Here is a 19,395-nt window from a genome sequence, read left to right on the forward strand (position 1 = left end):
GCAGGCCACGATGCTGGATCAGCGACCGGTCCCGCGCCGCCACGGCAGCAACCCGTTCTCCGGACCGGCCAAGGTGGACTTCTGCCGCCGGATGCAGCAGGAAAACTGGCGGGAACTGGCCGACCTCTACGGGATCAGTGCGGCGGAGCGGGCGTCCTTCCCCCACGGCGAGCAGGTGGCGGCGCTGTGGGACCTGGTCGAGAGCCGCCGCCGGCTCGACGAGTTGCCAGATCATCTCGACGAGCTCGGGCACACGCATCTGGCCGAGGCGCTGCGGGACTCCGTCGTCGACGCACCGGTGCCGGCGGTCACGCGCGTCGCGGGGGCCGGCCTCGGCATCCGGCCCGCGTCTGCCGCCGGGGCGCGCCGCCGGCTGCTCATCGTCGAGGACAACGACGTGCTGGGCCGCACCCTGCTGAACCGGCTGCGCCCGCAGTTCGAGTGCACCCTGGTGCGCAACTTCGACGAGTGGGAGCAGCTCACCGTCGACGGCCCACCCGACTTCGACGGCGCGTTGGTCGACCGGCACCTCGCGGAGACCATGAACGACGGCCTCGGCCTGCACATCCTGGAATACCTGAAGCAGTACACCGACACCCGCAGCGTGCTGATGACCGCCGACACCCCACCCGGATTCGAGTCCGACACCATCGCGCGCTACGGGGTGGTCGGCGTCTACCGCAAGGGTGAGGGTCAGGCGGGGATCAACGTCCGGAGCATGATCGAGCGCCTGTTCGGCCCTGGCGACTGACCTCCGGCGACGACGGCGCCAGAGGCAGCCGAATCAGGAAGTGGGCCCCACCCAGGTCACCGGGACCGGGTTCCAGCGTCAGGCTGCCCCCGCAGTAGTCGATGTGTGCGCGGGCGTAACGCAGGCCGGTGCCCTCCCCACCGGTGCGACCGCTGAACCTCTCCCCCGCTTCGAACCGCTCCCGCTGCTCGGCCGTGAGGCCGGGCCCGGAGTCGTGCACCTCGATGATCGCCCAGTCCCCCTGGCCGGAGGCGAGGGCGCCGGCCTGGCGGCGCAGCCGGACCTGGATCCGGCCGTCGCCGCGCGTCCGGAACTGCTGCACCGCGTTGGTGAGCAGGTTCCGCACCGCTTGATCGAGCAGGAAGTAGCTGGCCTCCACGAAGACCGGGCCGTCCTCGGCATCCAGTTCGAGCACGGCGTCGCGCTGGTAGCGGCGCTCCATGGCGACCAGTTCCTCCAGCAGCCGGACCAGATCCACCCGTTCGGCCCGCAACCGCTCTCTGATGCCGTCGCCGGCCACCTGCCGCGCCGTCCGGAGCCGGCTGAGGGTTTCCGCGAGCAGCTCCCACAGCGTCCGCAGGTCCTTCGGCAGCTGGTCGGCGTACTCCCCGATGCCGTCGACCTGGAGGTCGAGCGCCTCCAGGTCGTTCTTGATCCAGTGCAGGACCGCCTGCCGGGTCAGCTCGGTCTGCACGCTCTCCAGCACCTCGTCGAACCGCGCGGCCAGGCGGTCCAGGATCTCGGCGGCCACGGCCGCCCAGTCGGCGCCGGCGGTCAGCAGCGACAGCAGGCCCGCGCTGCGCAGCCGGTGGCCGTCGTCCCCGACGAGGACGAGCCCGGTGTCGACGAGCCGCGCCAGCGCGCGGTCGACGTCGATCAGGTCGGTCACCGGCCGCCGGGGCCCGTCCGCCCCCGCCTCGAACTGCGCCTCCAGCAGCCGGGCGGCGAGGTCGTCGGCGGTGAACGGCTCCGCGCCGAAGTCCACGCCCACCAGGACGGCCGCGGCGAGTACCGCCTCCGAGCGCTGGTCCAGACCCCGCCGCAGGCGGGCGCAGAGGCGCTCCGCACCGGTGCGGTCGGCGCGCCACTGCGCGAGCGCCTGCGTGGTGAGCCGGTCCGGCCGGGAGGCTCGCCGCCCGAGCAGGTGGTCCAGGGCGGCGCGGAGGAGCACGGGATGCCGGGCGGTGTCGTAGAGCAGCGTGTCGAGGGTCACCCCGTCGACGCGGACACCGAGCAGCTCGAGCAGCCAGCCCACCCCGGTGCGGAAGGCCGCCGGGTCGAACAGCAGCTCGGTGTCCGGACCGATCAGGTCGTCGAGGTCGAACTGCCGGCAGAGTTCGCGCAGCAGGTGGATGCGCCGGGTGGCGTACGACTGGGCGCGGCCGTTGTCCGGCGCGACCAGCTCGAACACGGTCTGCGGGGTGAGCACGGCGGGCCCGTCGGACCGGGCGGACGCGGGTGCGTCGAGCCGGAACCACACGGCGGGGCCACGTTGCGCGGGTGGGGTCCAGTCGGCCGGACCGAACCACAGGGTCATCCGGTCGGGCAGCAGTTCCCGGGGCAACCGCGCGTCGGTGAGCCCCCGCAGCTCCGACCGGTAGCCTCCCGCCACGGTCTCCACCACCTGCGCGACGCCGGGCACGTCGAGGAGGATGTGGAAGGCCCGCACGAACTCGGCGACCGTGGTGCGGTCCACGGTCTCGCGCAGCGCCCCCAACGCGTCGATCACGCTCGTCGCGGCATCGTCGTCCGCCGGTGGCCGCCAGCGCGCGTTGAAGCCCGCCTGGGCCAGGCCCGGGTCGGCGTACCACTGGAGGAGCTGCACCAGCGTCCACTGTCCCCAGGGCCAGGCGGCCCGGGTCCGCACCGCGAAGGGCGAGGCGTCCGGGTACGCGGTCGGGCCGGCCTCCAGGATCTCCCTGGCCGCGGGCAGCTCACCCGCCGTAATGCAGGCCTCGACCGCCTCCCTCCACTCGGGGGCGTCGTCCGGCCCGGCACCGAGTTGCTCGCGGATCTCCCGAGCCTGCCGTTTCTCGGCGTCCTCGATCCGGCCGCGCCACCTGTCGTACAACACCCTCAGCTCGGCCGGGCGGCCGACGGCCGCCCGGAGGCCCTCCGGCTCCGACGTCGGGATCCCGGCCCGCTGCTCACGCTGGACGAACTCGTTGCGACGCCGCTCCACGTCGGCCAGGGCCGCCTGCTCGCCCTCGACGATCACGGCGGACAGCGCGGCCCGTTCGGTGGCGGTCACCGCCCCCATCAGGGCGTCGTCCCGGCACAGGTCGGCGGCGATCCGGAACTCGCCCTGCCCGACCAGCCGGCGGACCGCGTCGGCGGCGTCGGCCACCGGGTGAGCGAGGCCGTCCAGCAGGGCGTCGAGGATGTCGGCGTCGTCCGGGTCGGCCGACCGTTCCAGCACGGCGACCAGCTCGGGAAACCGCCACCGCTGCGGCCACGTGGGCAGCGTGTCCATCAGGATCTCGTTCACGTCGAGCCCCACCTCTCCACGAACGCCAGATCGTCCAACGCCGCCTCGATCACCGCCGACTCCGGACCCTGGACAGGCGCCTGGCGCAGGCGGGGCCATAGGTGGTGGAGCCGGCGGGCGAAGACCCGGGCCGCGTCGGCGCGGGTGTCCTGCGCCTCGCTCACCTCCTCGTCGTGGCATCGCAGCAGCGCGGCCGCCGCGTCCTGGATCCGCCGCATCCGGTCCACGTACGGCTGCGTGCGCGCGACCGGAGTCGGCTTGCGCAGGCCCGCGGCCTCCCGCTCGGCGGCACTGAACTGCTCCTGCGCGTCCACCCCACCGGCGCCCGTCACCCATTCCCGCACCGCGACCACGTTCCGGTCCGCCACCGCGCCCACGATCGCGTGGTATGCGCCCTGCGCGCCGAACAGGTGCCGGCTCGCCAGGTTGAACCCGAGACGGGCGTTGCGGCACTGGTCGACGGCGGCGCCCAGGGCCTGCCAGGCGCCGTCGAGGACCTGCTGCCGGTCGGTGCCGGCATTGTCCGCGTTGACGACACGAAGCGGCAACGGCCCGCTGGTGGACTTCCAGTACCTCGTCGTCAGCGCAACGAGATCCGCCCACGGCTCATCCAGCTCGAACAGCGGCAGCAGGTCGGGCACGTCGCTGTCGACCAGGTTGGACAGCACGGCCGGCCGCCCGTCGGCCAGGAGCAGGTCCACGGCGGCCAGCACGGCGAGAGCCTGGTGCTCCGCCGGTGCCAGGTCGTCGGCCCAGGCGTCGATGACGGCGCTGCCGACCCGGGGCCCGCGGCGCGCGGCGGCCGCGGCGGCGACCCGGACGCGGGGACGCAGCGCCGGATCGAGGACCCCGGACCGCAGCAGTGCCGCCTCGACGAACGCGCCCCTGCGCCATGCCTCCCCGGTCAACCAGTGCAGCCAGCGCTGTGCCGCCGGCGTGCCCCGCTCCCGGTCCTCGCGCAGCACCGCGGCGGCGGCGACACGCAGGATCTCGTCCGGCGCGTCGACACGGCGCAGGTCGTCCAGGAGCTGCCAGTCCTCGGCGTTGCCGGCCAGGTGGGCGACGACCACCCCGGCCCGATCGTCGGCCGGCAGGTGCGCCACGGCCCCGAGCAGCCGTCCGGCCGCCGACAGCTCGACGATCGACGCCTGCTCACCGGCGGCGGACGGCTCGGGTTCCGTCACCTCGAAGCCGAGCAGCCGGGCGACGTCGTCGACGACCTGCCGCCCGACGACCTCCAGGCCGAGTTCTGCCCTCTCCCGGTAACGCGCCCCGGTCCGGCCGCTGCTGCGCACGAAGTCGAAGCTGCCCACGACCGCCCGGTCGTCGGTCAACAGAACCCGCGCGTTGGTCGGCCGGCGCTCGGCCGTCACCGGCGTGGCGCCGCCGAGCCCCTGGAGCGAGCCGTGGGCGTCGCGGCCGGTGCCCGAGGCCGTCGACCGGTGGTAGATGAACGAGACCCGACGCCCAGCCGCCGCCCGCTCGTCGACGGCCTTGAGCAGATGCGGGTCAAGCGCGTCCGGGTGCGCCAGGTAGCCCCCGAGCACGAGCCGCCGCCCGGGTTGGCGCAGCGCGTCCCAGAGCATTTCCCGGTGGGCGGCGTCCTCGACCAGGCGCACGCGCGGGAGCGTACGACCGGCCACGAGCTGGGCCAGCCGGGCGGCGGCGCTCTGCCACTGCTCCGCCCACAGCTTGACCTGGCTGGCGATCAGCTCGTCCGTCTCCCCCTCCGGCGGCGGCTCGGGCGCCGGCACCTCCGCTTCCGGCCAGCGGGACGCGGTGTGGACGGCGCGCACGAAGGTGCCCACCGGGGCGGGGTCGAACTCGTCGTGCCGGACCAGCATGAGTTGCCCGTACTGGTGCTGTAGGGTGCGCCGGGCCCACAGCAGCAACGATTCGATCGGCAGGCAGGGCCCGTCGTGCGGGGCGCGGACATGCAGACCGAGCTGGTCGAGACCGTGTTCCTCCCGGCGCAGGAAGTGGTAGCCGGTCACCAGCGCCTGCCGGTCGTCGGCGACGACGAGCGCCGCGTTGAGCCGGCTGGGCATGGTCGACGACAGCAACCGCGACAGGTCTCTGCCGTCGTTGCGCCACTGGAGGCTGGACAGCGCCGTGCGGACCTTCGGGGGCAGTTCCGCCTCCCGGCCGTCACCCCAGATCAGGACCACCTGGACGCCCCGCCCGAGCGCTGCCTCCAGCAGCGGGAAGTAGCGCATGAGCACGTCGTAGTGCAGCGTCGGGCACACCAGCACGACCTGCTGGCGCGCGTCGGCGACGAGCTGGGCGACCAGTTCGTCGTGTCGTTCCCGCCCACCGACGGCGGTGGCCTCGACCTCGGCGTCGCGCAGGGCTCGTAGCTCGTTCGCGATGCTCTCGTAGTCGGCCCGTAGGTCCTGGTGGCGTTGGCTCCGGGTGCCCGCCGCGGCGTGCCCGGCCGCCGCTGTCCGCCGGTTGAACCGGGTGAGCAGTTCCGGCAGCGTCGGTGGCTCGGCGAAGGTACGGTCCACGCGGCCGCGGAGCGCCTGGGCGAAGCGGCTGTCGGACTGGTCCGCCACGAGTTGCCCGAGCCGGGACTCCGCGAGCGCCCGTTGGGCGACGGTCAGCCGGCGGTCGGTCACCGCGAACCGGAGCAACTGGGTCGCCTCGTCCTGGTGGACCGTGACGTCCACCGGCAGCCAGCGCAGCTCGCTGGTGCTGCCGAGGTGGTCCGGCGCGAGGTGGGCGGCGAGCACCCGGCGGGCGCGGCCGGGAAGTTGCTTCTCCCTGCGACGGAGCTGCTCCTGTTCGAAGGCGCGGTCCAGCACGGCCAGCAACTGCGCCTCGGTGATCCGGTCCTGGTGGGCGGTCAGCGGTGCGGGCACCTCGAACCGGTAGTCACCCGAACGGCGCAGGCCCTCTTCGACCGGGAACACCGCGCCGACCAAGCGGTCGACCATCAGGTCGACGGTGGCGTTGGCGCGTTCCGCGCCGCGCAATTCGCTCAGCCGGGCCAGGTCGATCCCCGGCGCGGGGCGCACCATCGCCGTGCCGAAGTCCACCACCACGTATCCACGTCGCAGCAGGTCGCCGAGCAGATCCAGGGTGACCCGCTCGCCGAGCCGGAACAGGGTCAGCAGCTCCTCGACGGCCACGCCGTCCGGTCGCCGGCAGACCGCGCCGAGCGTCACGGACTCGATCGGGCTGAGCCCGTCTCCGTATCCGAGCGTGACTCGCACCCGGACCACCTCGCACGGCACGTACAGCGTCGTGGCGCTCATTCCCCCGTCACCTCGGCCGCGTCGAGGCGTACCCCGAACTGCTCCACGCCGGCGCAGACCCGGGCCCAGAAATCGCCGACGCCGGCGAAGTGGTCGAAGTTGCCGACGATGACCAGCAGCTTGCGGGCGCGCGACATCATCACGTTTACCAGCTCGGGCTGGATCAGATATCCGATGTTGCTGATCGGGGAGTCCCCCCGGCGCCGGTCGCGCACCAGGGACAGAACCACCACGTCCGCTTCGCGTCCCTGGAAGGCCGGCACGGTGGAAAGTTGCTCCACCGGCAGGCCCAGCCGGGCGAGCACCTCCTTCTGCTCGCGGTACGGGGTGAGGACGGTGAGCCCTCCATGAGGCGGGGTGGGCCGGAGCCGGCGTACGAAGTCAGCCACGATCCTCGCCTCGCCCTCGTTGCTCCACGCCGGAAGATCCTGGCAGGCGGAAACCTTTGCGGTGTCGAGCCAGACCAGGTCCCGGCCTCTGATCGACCCAGGGGTCTCGAAACCATGCGGAACGCCCTCGGCCGGTGACGACACCCTGCCCGGCGGAAGGCTCCCACCGGTCCACTCCGGCCCGTCGGACACGGGGTAGAACACCCGGCTCACCAACTCGCCGATCGCGGGACGCATCCGGAACTGGCTGTCCAGGGTACGCAGCGGGCGGTTGAGAGGTCCCCGTGCCGCCGGCAGATCCTCGGCGAAGAGCGAACCGAACAGCGAGAACACCCGCTCGTACTCAGCCTGCCGGCGTCCGTGCACGTTGAGATCCGGGTTCGGGTCGAGCGCGCACTCACCGAGGAAGCTGAGGACGTCCTCACGCCGGTGCGCAGGAAGCTGCTTGTGGTCGCCCAGCAAGGTCCAGCGCAGCCCCTGGGAGAGCGGGATGGCCAGCTCCCCCGGCCATGCCTTGGCGGCCTCCTCGACCACCACCCAGTCGAACAGCGAGCTGTCGGTGGTGGCCAGCGCGCCACGGGTCGCCGCGAGGCAGGTCGCGAAGACGAGGTTCGCGCCGCGCAGGAACCGGTCGTCGAGTTCGGGCAGCGCGGCTGGCAGGACGGCGAGATACTGCTCCCGCACCTCGGTCCAGCCGTCGTCGCGAGAGAGGTCCTGCTTGACCGCGTCGGCGATCATCTTCCGCCGCTGCGGCGTCAGTTGGGAGAGCTTGAACTGTCCCATCGGCGTCGTGTCCACGGTGTCCGCCGACGGCGAGACGATGCGTACCGGCAACAGGTCCTGCTTGACCACCATACGGCCCTGCTCGTCCAGGGCGCCCAGGTAGCGCAGGAGCCGCTCGGCGAGGTTGTCGAGGGCGAAGTTGGCCTGGGCCGAGATCAGCACCCGGGAGCCGTGGTCCGCGGTGAGGTACGCGGCGACCGCCCGGCTGGCAATCTCGGTCTTGCCGGTGCCCGGTGGCCCCTGCACGGCGTAGAACGGCTGGGAGACCAGCATTTCCAGTACCGTCTCCGCGCTGCTGCCGCTCAGCGGCCGGGGCTTGGGGTCTCCGTTGTCGAAGGCGTGGATCGCCTGCTGCCAGCGCGTCGGCATGCCCCGGATGGTCACCGGGTTGCGTAGCTGGTCCAGCAGCGTGCGATTGTCCAGCAACTCCCATCGGGCAGCGATCTGGCGTCGCAGCGCGATCCGCGTCCCGAAGTCGTCCGCGGGGCGCAACCAGCCGTGCTCGGGCAGCCGGCCGGTCCCGCCGGTGGCCTGCACGACGAGCGTGGTGTCGTTGTCGTACCGGACAAACCGAACCTTGCCGCTGAAGAGCCGGTCGGACGGCAGGCCCCGGTCGTCGGCGACCGCCTCGATCAGCGCGTTGCCGTCCTGGAACGCCATGCTCTCGAAGAACCGGGCGAAGGGCGGGCGACGCCGGGTCGACGAGGCGTACTTCGCCAGCATCGGCTGGTTGTGCTGGCGCGCCAGGTCCCGCATGTCGTCGAAGACCAGCTTGATCTGGCCGCCGCCGGACGTCTCGACCCGGCTGTAGGCGTACTCCCGGGCCCGGAGTTCGACTCCCTGGTATTCGAGCAGCCACTCGATCGCCTGCTCGTAGACCATCTCGTCCGGGGTCCGTTCGACGGGCGAGCGAACCGACTCGATCAACGGGCGCCAGGAGGGACGACCCGCCCGCTGCGCCTCCAGCTCTCTGGGGTGAATGTCGTAGGCGATCGCCTGGATCGGCGTCGGTCGTTGCCGGAAGCGGCTGCGGTCGAGCTGCGCCTGGATCCGGCGGGCACGCTGGCTCTCCAGCGGCACCACGTACTTGATGAGCAGCACCTCGTCGATCGGGGTGGCGCTCGCGACGCCCAACGCGTTGGTGGGGCGGAACGGCTGGCAGAACCAGGCCGCCCGCTCGCCCACGAGCAGTTGCCGCGCCTCCCGCTTGCCGGCGTGCGTGCCGGCGTCGATGTACGGGTCGGCGCCGTGCGGCGCGTGGACGAGGATCGCCGCGCGTAGGTCGTGCTCCAGGAACGCGGCCAGTTCCGCCCGCCCTTCGGGCGTCATCGGACTGGACCGGATCCAGCCCCACTCATAGATCGTCGGGATCGACTCCTTGGGCATGTAGGCCACCAGGAACGGCCGGTCGCTCACCCGCGCCGTGAAGTGGTTGGCCAGCACGGCGTAGTGCTCGGCCAGCCGTGCCACGACGGTGGACGACTCGGGACGGTCGCCCGGCCGCTCCCCGAGCATCAGCAGCAGCAGGTCACACAGTGCGCGCGGGATGGTCCGCTCCTCCCGGAGGCGGGTCCGCATCCGCTCCCGGGCCGCACGTGCCCACGCCTGCACCTCGCCCGGGTCGCCGAGCTGCGCCGGGACCTCGACCGACAGCGGCCCGAAGAACCACTCCCAGACCACCACACCGAGGCTGTAGACGTCGGACCGCTGGTCGTCCAGAAAACCGCCCCGGTCCGCGGGCGGGAACAGGAAGTCGATCCGCTCCGGCGAGGCGTAGAGGAGCGCCCGGGAGCCGTCACTCTGGTCGAGCAGCAGCTCGCGTACCTGGTCGCTGGTCGAAGACGCGTCCAGTGTGGCCGCACGCAGCAGATTCGCCACGAGCGTGCTCATCTCGAACCGCGACAGACGCAGGACCAGTTCGTCGGTCTCCTCGTTGGCGGACTCCACTGTGATCGAGCCGGTCCACAGGTTGCGGTGGATCAGGCCGTGGTCGTGGAGGATGGCGAGGGCGTTGGCGAGCATGGAGAAGTGCCTCAGCGCCTCGGCCGGGCGCGCGTGCAGGAAGCCGGTGCTGCCCGCCACGCTGGCGAGCGTGTTGAGCCCACCGCGGGTGACCACGAACGCGAACCCGTTGCGCGTGGCTTCCCCGTCGTCCTCGTAGCCACCGTCGACGATCTCCGGCAGCGCCGGGTGACGCAACCCGTTCGCGCGCAGGAGGACGCGGATCTCCTGTTCCCACATCAACCCGCCGAGCGCCGCGATGTTGAGGTAGATCTGGAGGATCAACGCCCGGCCGTCGCCGTCGACCAGTTCGTAACGGTAGAGGGTGCCGGGGATGATGTCGGTGCGTACGCTCGACAGCGACGCGCCACCGGGGGGGACGTACGGTCCGTGCCCTCTCCCGTTCCGTCCAAAGTATCGGTCGACGATCTGGTCGACGATTTCACCGGTCACGGATGTCCTCGACAGCTCGTTGCCCTCATTCGCCGCGGGTGAGGAGCACAGCGGACGCAGCCGCGTCGTGCGTCGGGCAACGTCGACCAGTCTAGATCCGGCCAGCCCGCTCGGGGTGACGCAAATCCGACTGACGTGAGGGCCCCGCATCTCCGCACGGGGCCCTCACGACGGTTGTCAGGCGCCGCTTGGGACCTCGTCGGTCAACCAGATCGGACGCCAGTCCGGCACCTCGTGGAAGCGCCGCAGCTCGGCGAACCCGGAGACGATGCCGGTCCAGGCGCCGTACGGCGGGTTGCCCTCGTCGAAGCCGGACTGCACGAACGTCAGCTTCGTCCGGCCCTCGGACTCGTCCAGCTCCCAGGAGGTCACGCCGGTCGGTCCCCAGTCGATGGAGAGCCCCCGTCCCGGCGTCACGTCGAACACCTTCGCGGCCTGACCGGCGTCGAAGCCGCCCATCGCGTACCGGCCGCCCTCCCACGGCTCGATACCGATCGGGTAGCCGAACCAGGCGCCCGCCTGCTCCGAGTCGGTGAGCGACGTCCACACCTTGTCCATCGGCGCGTCGATCAGCAGCTCGCCGCGCAGGTCGGCGGAGGTGAAGTCGGTACGCGGCAGCAGCGGCCGGCCGTCCAGGTGGTCGTTGAGGTTGGCGAGCGCCAGGTACCAGTACGTCTGGAGCACACCGCGGATGCTGCTGCCGCTCATCGCCTCCTCGAAGCTGAAGTGGCTCTGCCGCAGCGTGAGTATGGTGCCGTCACCGTCGGGCTCCAGCTCGAACTCGGTGGTGGTCTCCACCCCGTCGAGCGTCCACGCGAAGCGCAGCGTCCGGTCGTCGGCGTGCAGCAGCCGCTGGTGTGGCGCGTCGCCCTCGGGCGTGTAGCGGCCCCAGAACTCGTACCGAACGGGAAGCTCGACCTCGGCGTGCTCGGCGAGCCACACGCGCAGCTCGGCGGGGTCGGTCAGCGCCCGGCGGACGGTCGCCACCGGTGCGGCCAGGCGGGCGCGGATGGTCATCGGCTCAGTCATGCTTGTCGCCTTTCGGGTAGCAGGCCACGGCGAGCTTGAAGGCGTCTCCCTCGGCGCCGCCGTAGCGCGTGAACAGGTCCTGCAGCGTCGTCTGCAGGTCGTGCAGGAACTCCTGCCGCCGCTCGGCGGGCACCCGGATCTCGCCGGAGACGCCGACGGACGGCAGTTCGGGGGCGGTGCGGTCCAGCGCGGCGATGTCGGCCTGGACCTCCTCCATGAGGTCGAGCAGGTAGCCCAGGCTCAGCTCGTCGCGGGCCCGGCGGGTGCCGCCGATGCGGCCGACCAGGCGGGGCGAGAGCCAGTACGACCGGGCGACGGCCTGGTAGATGCCCTCGGTGATGCCGCGCACCTGCCGCTGCGCCACCTGCTCGGCCAGCCCGGCCGCGACGAGCTGCTTGACGTGGTAGTAGACGCGCTGCGGCGTCTGCTCCAGCCGGGCCGCGACCTCGGTGCAGGTGCGGGGCTCGGCCAGTTGCCGCAGCACCTCGATGCGCTGCGGCTTGAGCAGGACTTCGGCCTGCTCGCGCTGTTCCAGATACAGGACGTCTCTCATGGCAAAATCAGTTTGTACGTACAAAACTTCTTTGTCAATGGCTTCGACGAAAGGCCGCGCGGTCCGCGCGGCCTTTCGTCGGTACGTCGCGTCAGGGCGTCCAGTCCGGACGCAGCGGGTACCCGTTCACCCCGTCCGGGCCGTTGTGCGTGGCGAGCACGTGGTGCAACTGGATGCCGTTGCGCTCGAACGCCAGCCGGGAGCCGGCCATGTAGAGGCCCCACACCTTGGCGGTGCCCGGCCCGACCTCGCCGACGCAGAAGTCCCAGTGCTCGACCAGGTTGCGGCACCAGGCGGCGAGCGTCAGCGCGTAGTGCTGGCGCAGGTTCTCCTCGTGGTGCACCTCGAACCCGGCGTCGTGGATCTCGCTGATCAGCCGGCCCGGGCCGGCCAGCTCACCGTCCGGGAAGACGTACCTGTCGATGAACGCGCCGGAACGGTGCGGCGCCCGGTTGTCGGCCCGGGTGATGCAGTGGTTGAGCAGCCGCCCGCCCGGCTTGAGCCGGGAGCGCAGCGCGCCGAAGTAGGCCGGGTAGTTGCGCACCCCGATGTGCTCGGTCAGCCCGATCGAGGAGATCGCGTCGAACTGCTCGCGCGGCGCGTCCCGGTAGTCCAGGTGGCGCACCTCGGCCAGCTCGCTCAGCCCCTCCCGCTCGATCGCCGCCCGCGCCCAGTCGGCCTGCGCCTTCGACAGCGTCACACCGAGCGCCTTGACGCCGTACTCCCGGGCCGCGTGCCGGACCATGCCGCCCCAGCCGCAGCCGACGTCCAGCAGCCGCATCCCCGGCTTGAGCGCCAGCTTGCCGGCGACCAGGTCGTACTTGGCCCGCTGCGCCTCCTCCAGGGTGTCGCCGGGGCCGCGGAAGACCGCGCAGGTGTACGTCATGGACGGGCCGAGCACCTTCTCGTAGAAGGCGTTCGACACGTCGTAGTGGTGGGAGATCGCGCTGCTGTCCCGGGTACGCGAGTGACGCAGGCCGGTCATCAGCCGCCGCCAGCGCGGCGCCGCCTCCTGCGGCGGGGTCGGTGGGGGGCGCAGCCGTTCCCATCCCAGGCCCCGGACCAGCGCGAGCGCCTCGCTCATCGCCGGGAGCCGCAGCGGCACCTCGTCCTTGATCACCCGCAGCGCCTCGTACGGGTCGCCCTGGTGCACGCCCTCCAGCCCCAGGTCGCCGCTGACGTAGGCCCGGGCCATGCCCAGGTCGCCCGGCGCGGTGAGCAGGTAGGACAGGCCCCGCTCGGTGCGGATCGCCAGGGTGATCCCGGCGTCGGCCGGGCCCACCGCGCTGCCGTCGTAGCCGGTGACCCGGACGGGTAGGTCGCCGGTGGTGACCGCGCGGACCACGTCCGCGACTGTGGGTCCGGTACGCCGCCCGCCCGCCGGCGGGCCGGCCGGGGCGCTCGCCGCCCCCGGTGTTCGGTCGGTCAGACTCATGCTCGGGATACCGCCTTCTCGTACAGTCCGGTGAGTCGGTGGTCCGGGTCGTAGCGGTCCTTCACGGCACGCCAGGTGTCCCCGCCGTAGAGCCGGTCGAACTCGCCCCGGTCGTAGTACGCGTCGGAGTAGAGCGACTTGTGACCGCCCACCTCCGACACCATGCGCTCGATCTGTCGGTTGACGTCGCCGTCGGCGGCGCTCGCCGCGATGGGCACGCTTCCCCAGAAGCCGATGTTCACATACGTTTCGCCCGGTTGGAGTGGATACAGCGGCCACGCCTTCGCCGACCCGGGACCGGACGGCTCCCGCAGCCGCAGCGGGCACAGCCACACCGGCGTCATGCCCACGTTCGCCGCGAACCAGCGCAGGAACTCGGGCGTGCGATCCAGCGGGACCTCGACGTCCTGCACCACCCGCTCGCGGGCCGGACGGCCCCGCCACCTGTCGACCCGGGCGGCCACCTGGTGCCGGTGCTCCAGCCGCACGATCCGGTGGTAGACGTCGCTGCGCCGGTAGCGCCGCGGCCACAGCCGCCGCACCACCGGGTGCTGCACCCCGAACGCCGCCGAACACCAGAACCAGTCCGTGTCCCAGCGCCAGAGATAGTCGTACGCGGTGAGCGTGTCCCGGGTGCGCCGGCGCAGCGAGCGGTAGTAGATCTCCTGGCCGGTGTAGTCGGACGGACGCTCGTCGGCCTCGTCGGTGAACGTGCCGAGCACGAGATACGCCTCGCCGGGGCTGAACACCACCCCGTCCATGGCGTCGACCGGCTCACCGCCCCAGGCGCCCTTGGCGACCACCTCGCCGATCGCGTCGACCAGTTCCTCCAGCCGGGTGAACCGGATGTTGCGCAGCGACACGTACCGGCGGATCGGTTGCAGCTCGATGCGCAGCCGGGTGGCGTAGCCGAGGCTGCCGAGCGAGTTCGGGAAGGCCCGGTGCAGGTCGGCGTGCTCGCCCCGGGGCCGGGTCGTGACGATCTCCCCCGCGCCGGTGAGCACGTCCATCTCCAGCACCGACTCGTGCGGCAGGCCGTTGCGGAAGGAGGTGGACTCGATGCCCAGCCCGGTCACCGCGCCGCCCAGCGTGATCGTGCGCAACTGCGGCACGACCAGCGGCATCAAGCCGTGCGGCAGCGTCGCGTCGACCAGATCCTCGTACGTGCACATGCCCTGCACGTCGGCGGTGCGGGCCGTCGGGTCCACGGCGAGCACCCCGGTCAGGCCGCTCACGTCCAGGCCCGGCGTACGCGGCGCGGAGCGGGGCCGGAAGAGGTTCGAGGTCTGTTTGGCCAGCCGTACGGGTTCCCCGGCGGGCACCGCGGCGTAGGAGCGCCGCAGCGTGTCCACCGCCCGTTCATGATCACGGACAGCGTGCATGAGATCACCTTACGCTCGGGTACGACAATTCGTGGGATGTCCACGGTGGCCTTCCACGACTCGCCGACGACGCGCGCGTTACCGTGACCGCCATGCCGAATCCCGCGCTCACCGCACTCGACGACGCCGGCCTGCCGTACCGGGTGATCCGTCACGGTCCGGTCGCGAGCCTCGCCGAGGCGGCCGCGGCGCGCGGCGTCGAGGTGCCCGACGTGGTCAAGACGATCGTGGTCCGCCGCGGCGAGGGCGACCTGCTGTTCGTGCTGACGCCCGGCGGACGGGTGATCTCCTGGCCGAAGCTGCGCGCCCTGCTCGGGGTGAGCCGGCTGTCGATGCCCGACGCCGAGGCGGCGAAGGCCGCCACCGGGTACGCGCGCGGCACCATCACCCCGTTCGGCTCCACCACCGCCTGGCCGGTCGTCGCCGACGAGCGGCTGCGCGGCCGGGAGATCACGCTCGGCGCGGGCGAGCACGGCCTCGCCGTCGCGGTCGACGCGGACACCGTGCTGGCCGCGCTCGGCGCGACGGTCGCCGACGTGACCGACGAGGAGCCGACGCGCTGACCGGTGGCCGGTGGGCGGCCGGCGGCATAGCGTGGAGCACATGCCGAAAGCCGTCTGGAACGACCTCGTCGTCGCCGAGAGCGACGACACGGTGGTGGTCGAGGGCAACCACTACTTCCCCCGTACCGCGCTGCGCGACGACCTGATCCGGGAGTCCGACACCCACACGGTCTGCCCGTGGAAGGGCACCGCCTCCTACTACACGCTCGAACACGGCGGCGCCACCAGCCCGGACGCCGTCTGGTACTACCCCGACCCCAAGCCGGAGGCGGAGATGGTCCGCGACCGGGTGGCGTTCTGGAAGGACGTCCGGGTCGTCGACTGAGTCACCGTGCCGCCGGGGCGACTGGCACCCGGCGGCCCCGGTGGGTCAGGATGCCCCCATGGCCGACCCGCACTCCGACCCGTCCGGCACCGTCTACGGCGCCCGTGGCGCGCGCCGCACCCGTGGCCTCCGGCTGCCACAGGACCCGCTGATGCGGGTCGCGCTGGGCGTCGGCGTCGCGGGCGTACTCCTCGGGGCCTTCTTCGCCACCGGCGTGCTCGGCGGCGGTGACGAACGGCCGGTGGTGCCGGCGGCCGCGGTGCCCACGGCGGAGCCGAGCGAGCCGAGCACGGAACCGACGGCGGAGCCCACGCCGTCGGCGTCACCCTCGCCGAGCGCGGCGCCGAGCACCCCCGCCGCGCCGGTGGCGACGCCGAAGGTGATCCGGGGCGTGCCGTCCGGGCGCTGCCTCGGCGTCACGGGTGACGAGGCCGAGGGCGCGCAGGCCGCGCTCGCCGACTGCACCGGCGGACCGGAGCAGCAGTGGGTGGTCACGCCGGTCACGAACGACACCTACCTGCTCGTGAACGCGGCGAGCGGCAAGTGCCTGGACGTCAACGAGGCGAAGACCGACGACGGCGCCGACGTGCAGCAGTGGTCCTGCAACGGGCAGGCCAACCAGCAGTGGCGGTTCCAGGCGGCCGGTGACGGCGCGGCGCTGCTCGTCGCCGTGCACAGCGGCAAGTGCGCGCAGGTCGACGACGCGGGCACCGAGGCCGGGCGCGAGCTGGAGCAGGCGCCGTGCAGCGGCGCTCCCGAGCAGCAGTGGGCGGCCGGCTGACCGGCCGGCCTCGGTAGCGCCGACCGCTCAGCCCTGGCAGCGCCGACCCGTCAGCCCCGGTAGCTCCAGGCCCGCCGGGCCACGGCCACCGGCGGGGTGAATTCGCGCTCGCCGGCGGCACGGCGGCGCAGCAGCAGCGACAGCCCGGCCGCGCCGATCGACAGCGCGCCGGCCACGTACCAGGCCAGCGCGTAGTCACCGAGCCGGTCCCGGACCAGACCGGCGCCGGTGGCCGCGAGCGCGGCACCGAACTGGTGCGCGGCGAACACCCAGCCGAACACCACGGCGCCGGACGCGCCAAACCACTCCCGGCACAGCGCCACAGTCGGCGGGACCGTCGCCACCCAGTCCAGGCCGTAGAAGACGATGAAGACCAGCATGCTCGGCTCGGCCGTACCGGCGAACAGGCTCGGCAGCACCAGCAGCGAAGCCCCGCGCAACGCGTAGTAGGCGCCGAGCAGCAGCCGGGCGTCGACCCGGTCGGTGAGCCAGCCGGAGGCGATCGAACCGGCGATGTCGAAGAGCCCGACCACGGCGAGCAGACCGGCCGCAGTGGTCTCCGGCATGCCGTGGTCGTGCGCGGCCGGCACGAAGTGCGTACCCACCAGGCCGTTCGTCGTCGCGCCGCAGATCGCGAACCCGCCGGCGAGCAGCCAGAACGGCCGCGTCCGCGCGGCGGCGGCGAGCGCGCCGACCGCCCGCGCCGCGGCGCCGCCCTCCGGCCGGGCCGGCGGCACGACCTCGGTCGCGCCGTAGGCGGGCCGCCCCAGGTCCGCCGGGTGCTCCCGCAACAACCACACCACAAGGGGTACGACCGCCAGAGCGGCCCCGGCGACGACGAGTGCCGCCGTGCGCCAGCCGTGGTCGCGCACCAGCACCGCGAGCAGCGGAAGGAAGACGAGCTGCCCGGCCGCGCCGCCCGCGGTGAGCACTCCGGTCACCAGGCCGCGGCGCCTGACGAACCAGCGCCCGGTCACCGTCGCCACGAACGCCAGGGCCATCGAGCCAGTGCCCAGCCCGACGAGGACGCCCCAGCAGAGGATGAGCTGCCAGCTCTCGGTCATCCCCACGGTCAGGCCGCTGCCGGCAGCCACCAGCACCAGCGCGCCGGCCACCACCCGGCGGATGCCGAACCGGTCCATCAGCGCGGCGGCGAACGGCGCGGTGAGCCCGTACAACAGCAGGTTGACCGAGACGGCGGCGGAGATGGTCGCCAGCGGCCAGCCGAACTCGGCGTGCAGCGGGTGCAGCAGCACGCCGGGAGTGGCCCGGAAACCGGCCGCGCCGACGAGCGCGACGAAGGCGACGGCGGCGACGAGCCATGCCGGGTGCAGGCGGGATCGGGTCACCAACCGAGTCTCGGGCCGGGCGGTTCCCCCGACGAGTGGCCGGAAAGCCATCGTGCGCAATAATCGGGCCATGTCCGTACCGCACCGGGTCGCCGTCCTCGCCCTCGACGGCGTGGTCGCGCTCGACCTCGGCACCCCGGCGCAGGTCCTCGGCGCCGCCCGCACCGACGACCGCACCCCGCTGTACGCGGTGGCGACCTGCACTCCCGGTGGCCTGCCGGTTCGCAGCAGCGCCGGCTTCCAGGTCCTCCCCGACCACGGCCTGGAACTGCTGGACCGCGCCGACACGGTGATCGTCCCCGGCATCCACACCGGCTCGCCGCTTTCCGACGGCACGCTTGCCGCCGAGGTGGCCGACGCTTTGCGGGCGGCGTACGACAGGGGCGCGCGCGTCATGTCCATCTGCACCGGGGCGTTCGTGCTCGCCGCCGCCGGCCTGCTCGACGGCCGCCCGGCCACCACCCACTGGGCGTACGCGTCGCGCTTCCGCCGCCTGCACCCCGGCGTACGGCTCGACCCCGACGTGCTCTTCGTCGACGACGGTCACGTGCTCACCTCGGCCGGGGTGGCCGCCGGCATCGACCTGTGCCTGCACGTCGTCCGCACCGACCACGGCAGCGCGGTGGCCAACCGGGCGGCCCGGCGCTGCGTGGTCCCGCCGTGGCGCGACGGTGGGCAGGCCCAGTACATCGAGCGGCCGGTGCCCCGCGGCACGGACAACGGCACCGCGGCCACCCGCGAGTGGGCGCGGCAGCGGCTGCACGAGCCGGTGGCGCTACGCGAGATGGCGGCGCACGCGCGGATGAGCGTCCGTACGTTCACCCGGCACTTCCGCTCCGAGACCGGGCTCAGCCCGGCGCAGTGGCTGCTCCAGCAGCGCACCGAGCATGCCCGGGTGCTGCTGGAGACGACGGATCTGAGCGTCGACCGGATCGCCCGGGACGCGGGTTTCGGCACCACCGCCGCGCTGCGCCAGCACTTCCACGCCCGGGTGGGCGTAGCTCCCACCGCCTACCGCCGCACGTTCCGCCCGTCTCCCGCCCCGCGTTCCGCCGCCGTCGATCTTGGAGTTGTGGCGCCCGGAAGGCCGGGCATGTCGGAGTTGTCCACGGCCACAACTGCATGATCGACGGTCCGGCGGCTCGGCGGTCCGGCGGTCCGGCGGCTTGGGGGTCCGGCGGTCAGGCGAGGTGGGGCTGGCGGCGCAGGGCGCGGAGCTGCGCGAGGTGCAGCGGCAGGTGCACGCGGATGTGCAGGTCCAGCGCTCTGCCCCAGGGCAGGGAGTCGTCCACGTCCAGGTCGAAGCCCTCGCGTAGCACCGTCTCCACCGGCGTCTCCGCCGCCGGGCCGAGCCGTTCGGCCAACGCGCACAGCTTCTGGCTGGTGGCCCGGAACAACGCGGCCAGGCCGTCCAGCCCGCCGCACTCGGAGACGAGCGCGTCGAGTTGCGGACGGTGGATGGTGTCCAGGTCGTAGTAGGCGAACGGCGAGCCGGCCAGCACCGCCTCGGTCGCCTCGCTCATCAGTTCGTCGTTGGCGGCGAGGTGCGCGACGATCTGCTCGGCGCTCAACTGTCCCTCCGGCGGCGGCCCGAACCCGCCCGCGTCGATCTCCGCGAACAACTCCTCGTACGCCTGCCGCAGTGCCGGGGCGTCCACCTCGTCCATGCCCCGCATCCAACCCCCGCCGCGGCTGGGGCCGCCCCTGCTACCGCGCCCGGTTCACCCGGACGCGTGAAAAGGCCGGCACCCCGGTTTCGGGGTGCCGGCCTTTCGCTGTGTCTTGCTTGTTGGTCTTACTTGTTCCAGTGCTGGGCGACGAGGTCGGCGGCCTGCTGTTCCCACTGGGCGTAGTGG

Annotated in this window: 14 protein-coding genes; 5 read left to right on the forward strand and 9 right to left on the reverse strand. The window is 72.7% G+C overall.

The features are described from left to right. The first annotated feature begins 10 nt into the window (after positions 1–10). Complete coding sequence (locus tag V6U82_RS27620) at positions 11–751, forward strand: hypothetical protein (protein ID WP_334466231.1); 741 nt, start codon at positions 11–13, stop codon at positions 749–751. Here the strand turns inward: V6U82_RS27620 and V6U82_RS27625 are convergent. The 7 genes from V6U82_RS27625 to V6U82_RS27655 all read right to left on the reverse strand — a co-directional run bounded on the left by V6U82_RS27625 (position 705) and on the right by V6U82_RS27655 (position 14,521). Continuing rightward, a complete protein-coding gene (locus V6U82_RS27625) occupies positions 705–3,239 on the reverse strand; it encodes a HAMP domain-containing sensor histidine kinase (protein ID WP_334466234.1) in 2,535 nt (844 codons plus the stop codon). The genes V6U82_RS27620 and V6U82_RS27625 overlap by 47 nt on opposite strands. Then, the gene (locus tag V6U82_RS27630; RefSeq protein ID WP_334466237.1) at positions 3,236–6,496 is read right to left on the reverse strand and encodes a hypothetical protein; all 3,261 of its coding nucleotides are present in this window, start codon (positions 6,494–6,496) and stop codon (positions 3,236–3,238) included. The genes V6U82_RS27625 and V6U82_RS27630 overlap by 4 nt, the downstream gene beginning before the upstream one ends. Further along, positions 6,493–10,122, reverse strand: coding sequence for an AAA domain-containing protein (locus tag V6U82_RS27635; RefSeq protein ID WP_334466240.1), 3,630 nt, complete (start codon positions 10,120–10,122; stop codon positions 6,493–6,495). The genes V6U82_RS27630 and V6U82_RS27635 overlap by 4 nt, the downstream gene beginning before the upstream one ends. A 177-nt stretch (positions 10,123–10,299) precedes the next feature. Beyond that, positions 10,300–11,151, reverse strand: coding sequence for an SRPBCC family protein (locus tag V6U82_RS27640; protein WP_128137222.1), 852 nt, complete (start codon positions 11,149–11,151; stop codon positions 10,300–10,302). Continuing rightward, positions 11,144–11,704 (reverse strand): helix-turn-helix domain-containing protein, encoded by a 561-nt coding sequence (locus tag V6U82_RS27645; RefSeq protein ID WP_334466243.1) that lies wholly within the window; start codon positions 11,702–11,704, stop codon positions 11,144–11,146. The genes V6U82_RS27640 and V6U82_RS27645 overlap by 8 nt, the downstream gene beginning before the upstream one ends. 91 nt (positions 11,705–11,795) lie before the next feature. Continuing rightward, positions 11,796–13,139, reverse strand: coding sequence for a class I SAM-dependent methyltransferase (locus tag V6U82_RS27650; protein ID WP_334466246.1), 1,344 nt, complete (start codon positions 13,137–13,139; stop codon positions 11,796–11,798). Further along, positions 13,136–14,521: an FAD-binding oxidoreductase gene (locus tag V6U82_RS27655; RefSeq protein WP_128137224.1), complete on the reverse strand. Its 1,386-nt coding sequence runs from the start codon at positions 14,519–14,521 to the stop codon at positions 13,136–13,138. Before V6U82_RS27655 ends, V6U82_RS27650 begins: the two co-directional genes overlap by 4 nt. A 92-nt stretch (positions 14,522–14,613) precedes the next feature. Here V6U82_RS27655 and V6U82_RS27660 point away from each other — a divergent pair, with 92 nt between their 5' ends. The 3 genes from V6U82_RS27660 to V6U82_RS27670 are packed head-to-tail and all read left to right on the forward strand — an operon-like array spanning position 14,614 to position 16,190. Then, a complete protein-coding gene (locus V6U82_RS27660) occupies positions 14,614–15,084 on the forward strand; it encodes an aminoacyl-tRNA deacylase (protein WP_334466248.1) in 471 nt (156 codons plus the stop codon). Positions 15,085–15,124: 40 nt separating this feature from the next. Then, positions 15,125–15,409: a DUF427 domain-containing protein gene (locus V6U82_RS27665; RefSeq protein WP_120573956.1), complete on the forward strand. Its 285-nt coding sequence runs from the start codon at positions 15,125–15,127 to the stop codon at positions 15,407–15,409. A 58-nt stretch (positions 15,410–15,467) separates the two neighbouring features. Beyond that, on the forward strand, positions 15,468–16,190 hold the full coding sequence (locus V6U82_RS27670; protein ID WP_334466251.1) for an RICIN domain-containing protein: 723 nt from the start codon (positions 15,468–15,470) through the stop codon (positions 16,188–16,190). A 50-nt stretch (positions 16,191–16,240) separates the two neighbouring features. On the opposite strand, the gene V6U82_RS27675 is transcribed toward V6U82_RS27670, so the two are convergent. After that, positions 16,241–17,539, reverse strand: a complete 1,299-nt coding sequence (locus tag V6U82_RS27675) for an MFS transporter (protein ID WP_334466253.1) — start codon at positions 17,537–17,539, stop codon at positions 16,241–16,243. A gap of 70 nt (positions 17,540–17,609) precedes the next feature. Here V6U82_RS27675 and V6U82_RS27680 point away from each other — a divergent pair, with 70 nt between their 5' ends. Further along, entirely contained in the window at positions 17,610–18,665 is a 1,056-nt protein-coding gene (locus V6U82_RS27680; protein WP_334466255.1) for a GlxA family transcriptional regulator, read from the forward strand. 55 nt (positions 18,666–18,720) lie between these two features. Here V6U82_RS27680 and V6U82_RS27685 read toward each other — a convergent pair whose 3' ends face one another. Then, positions 18,721–19,215: a hypothetical protein gene (locus V6U82_RS27685; protein ID WP_128139076.1), complete on the reverse strand. Its 495-nt coding sequence runs from the start codon at positions 19,213–19,215 to the stop codon at positions 18,721–18,723. Positions 19,216–19,395: the final 180 nt, after the last annotated feature.

It is taken from the genome of Micromonospora sp. CPCC 205554 (assembly GCF_036902745.1).
Lineage (GTDB): Bacteria > Actinomycetota > Actinomycetes > Mycobacteriales > Micromonosporaceae > Micromonospora > Micromonospora tulbaghiae.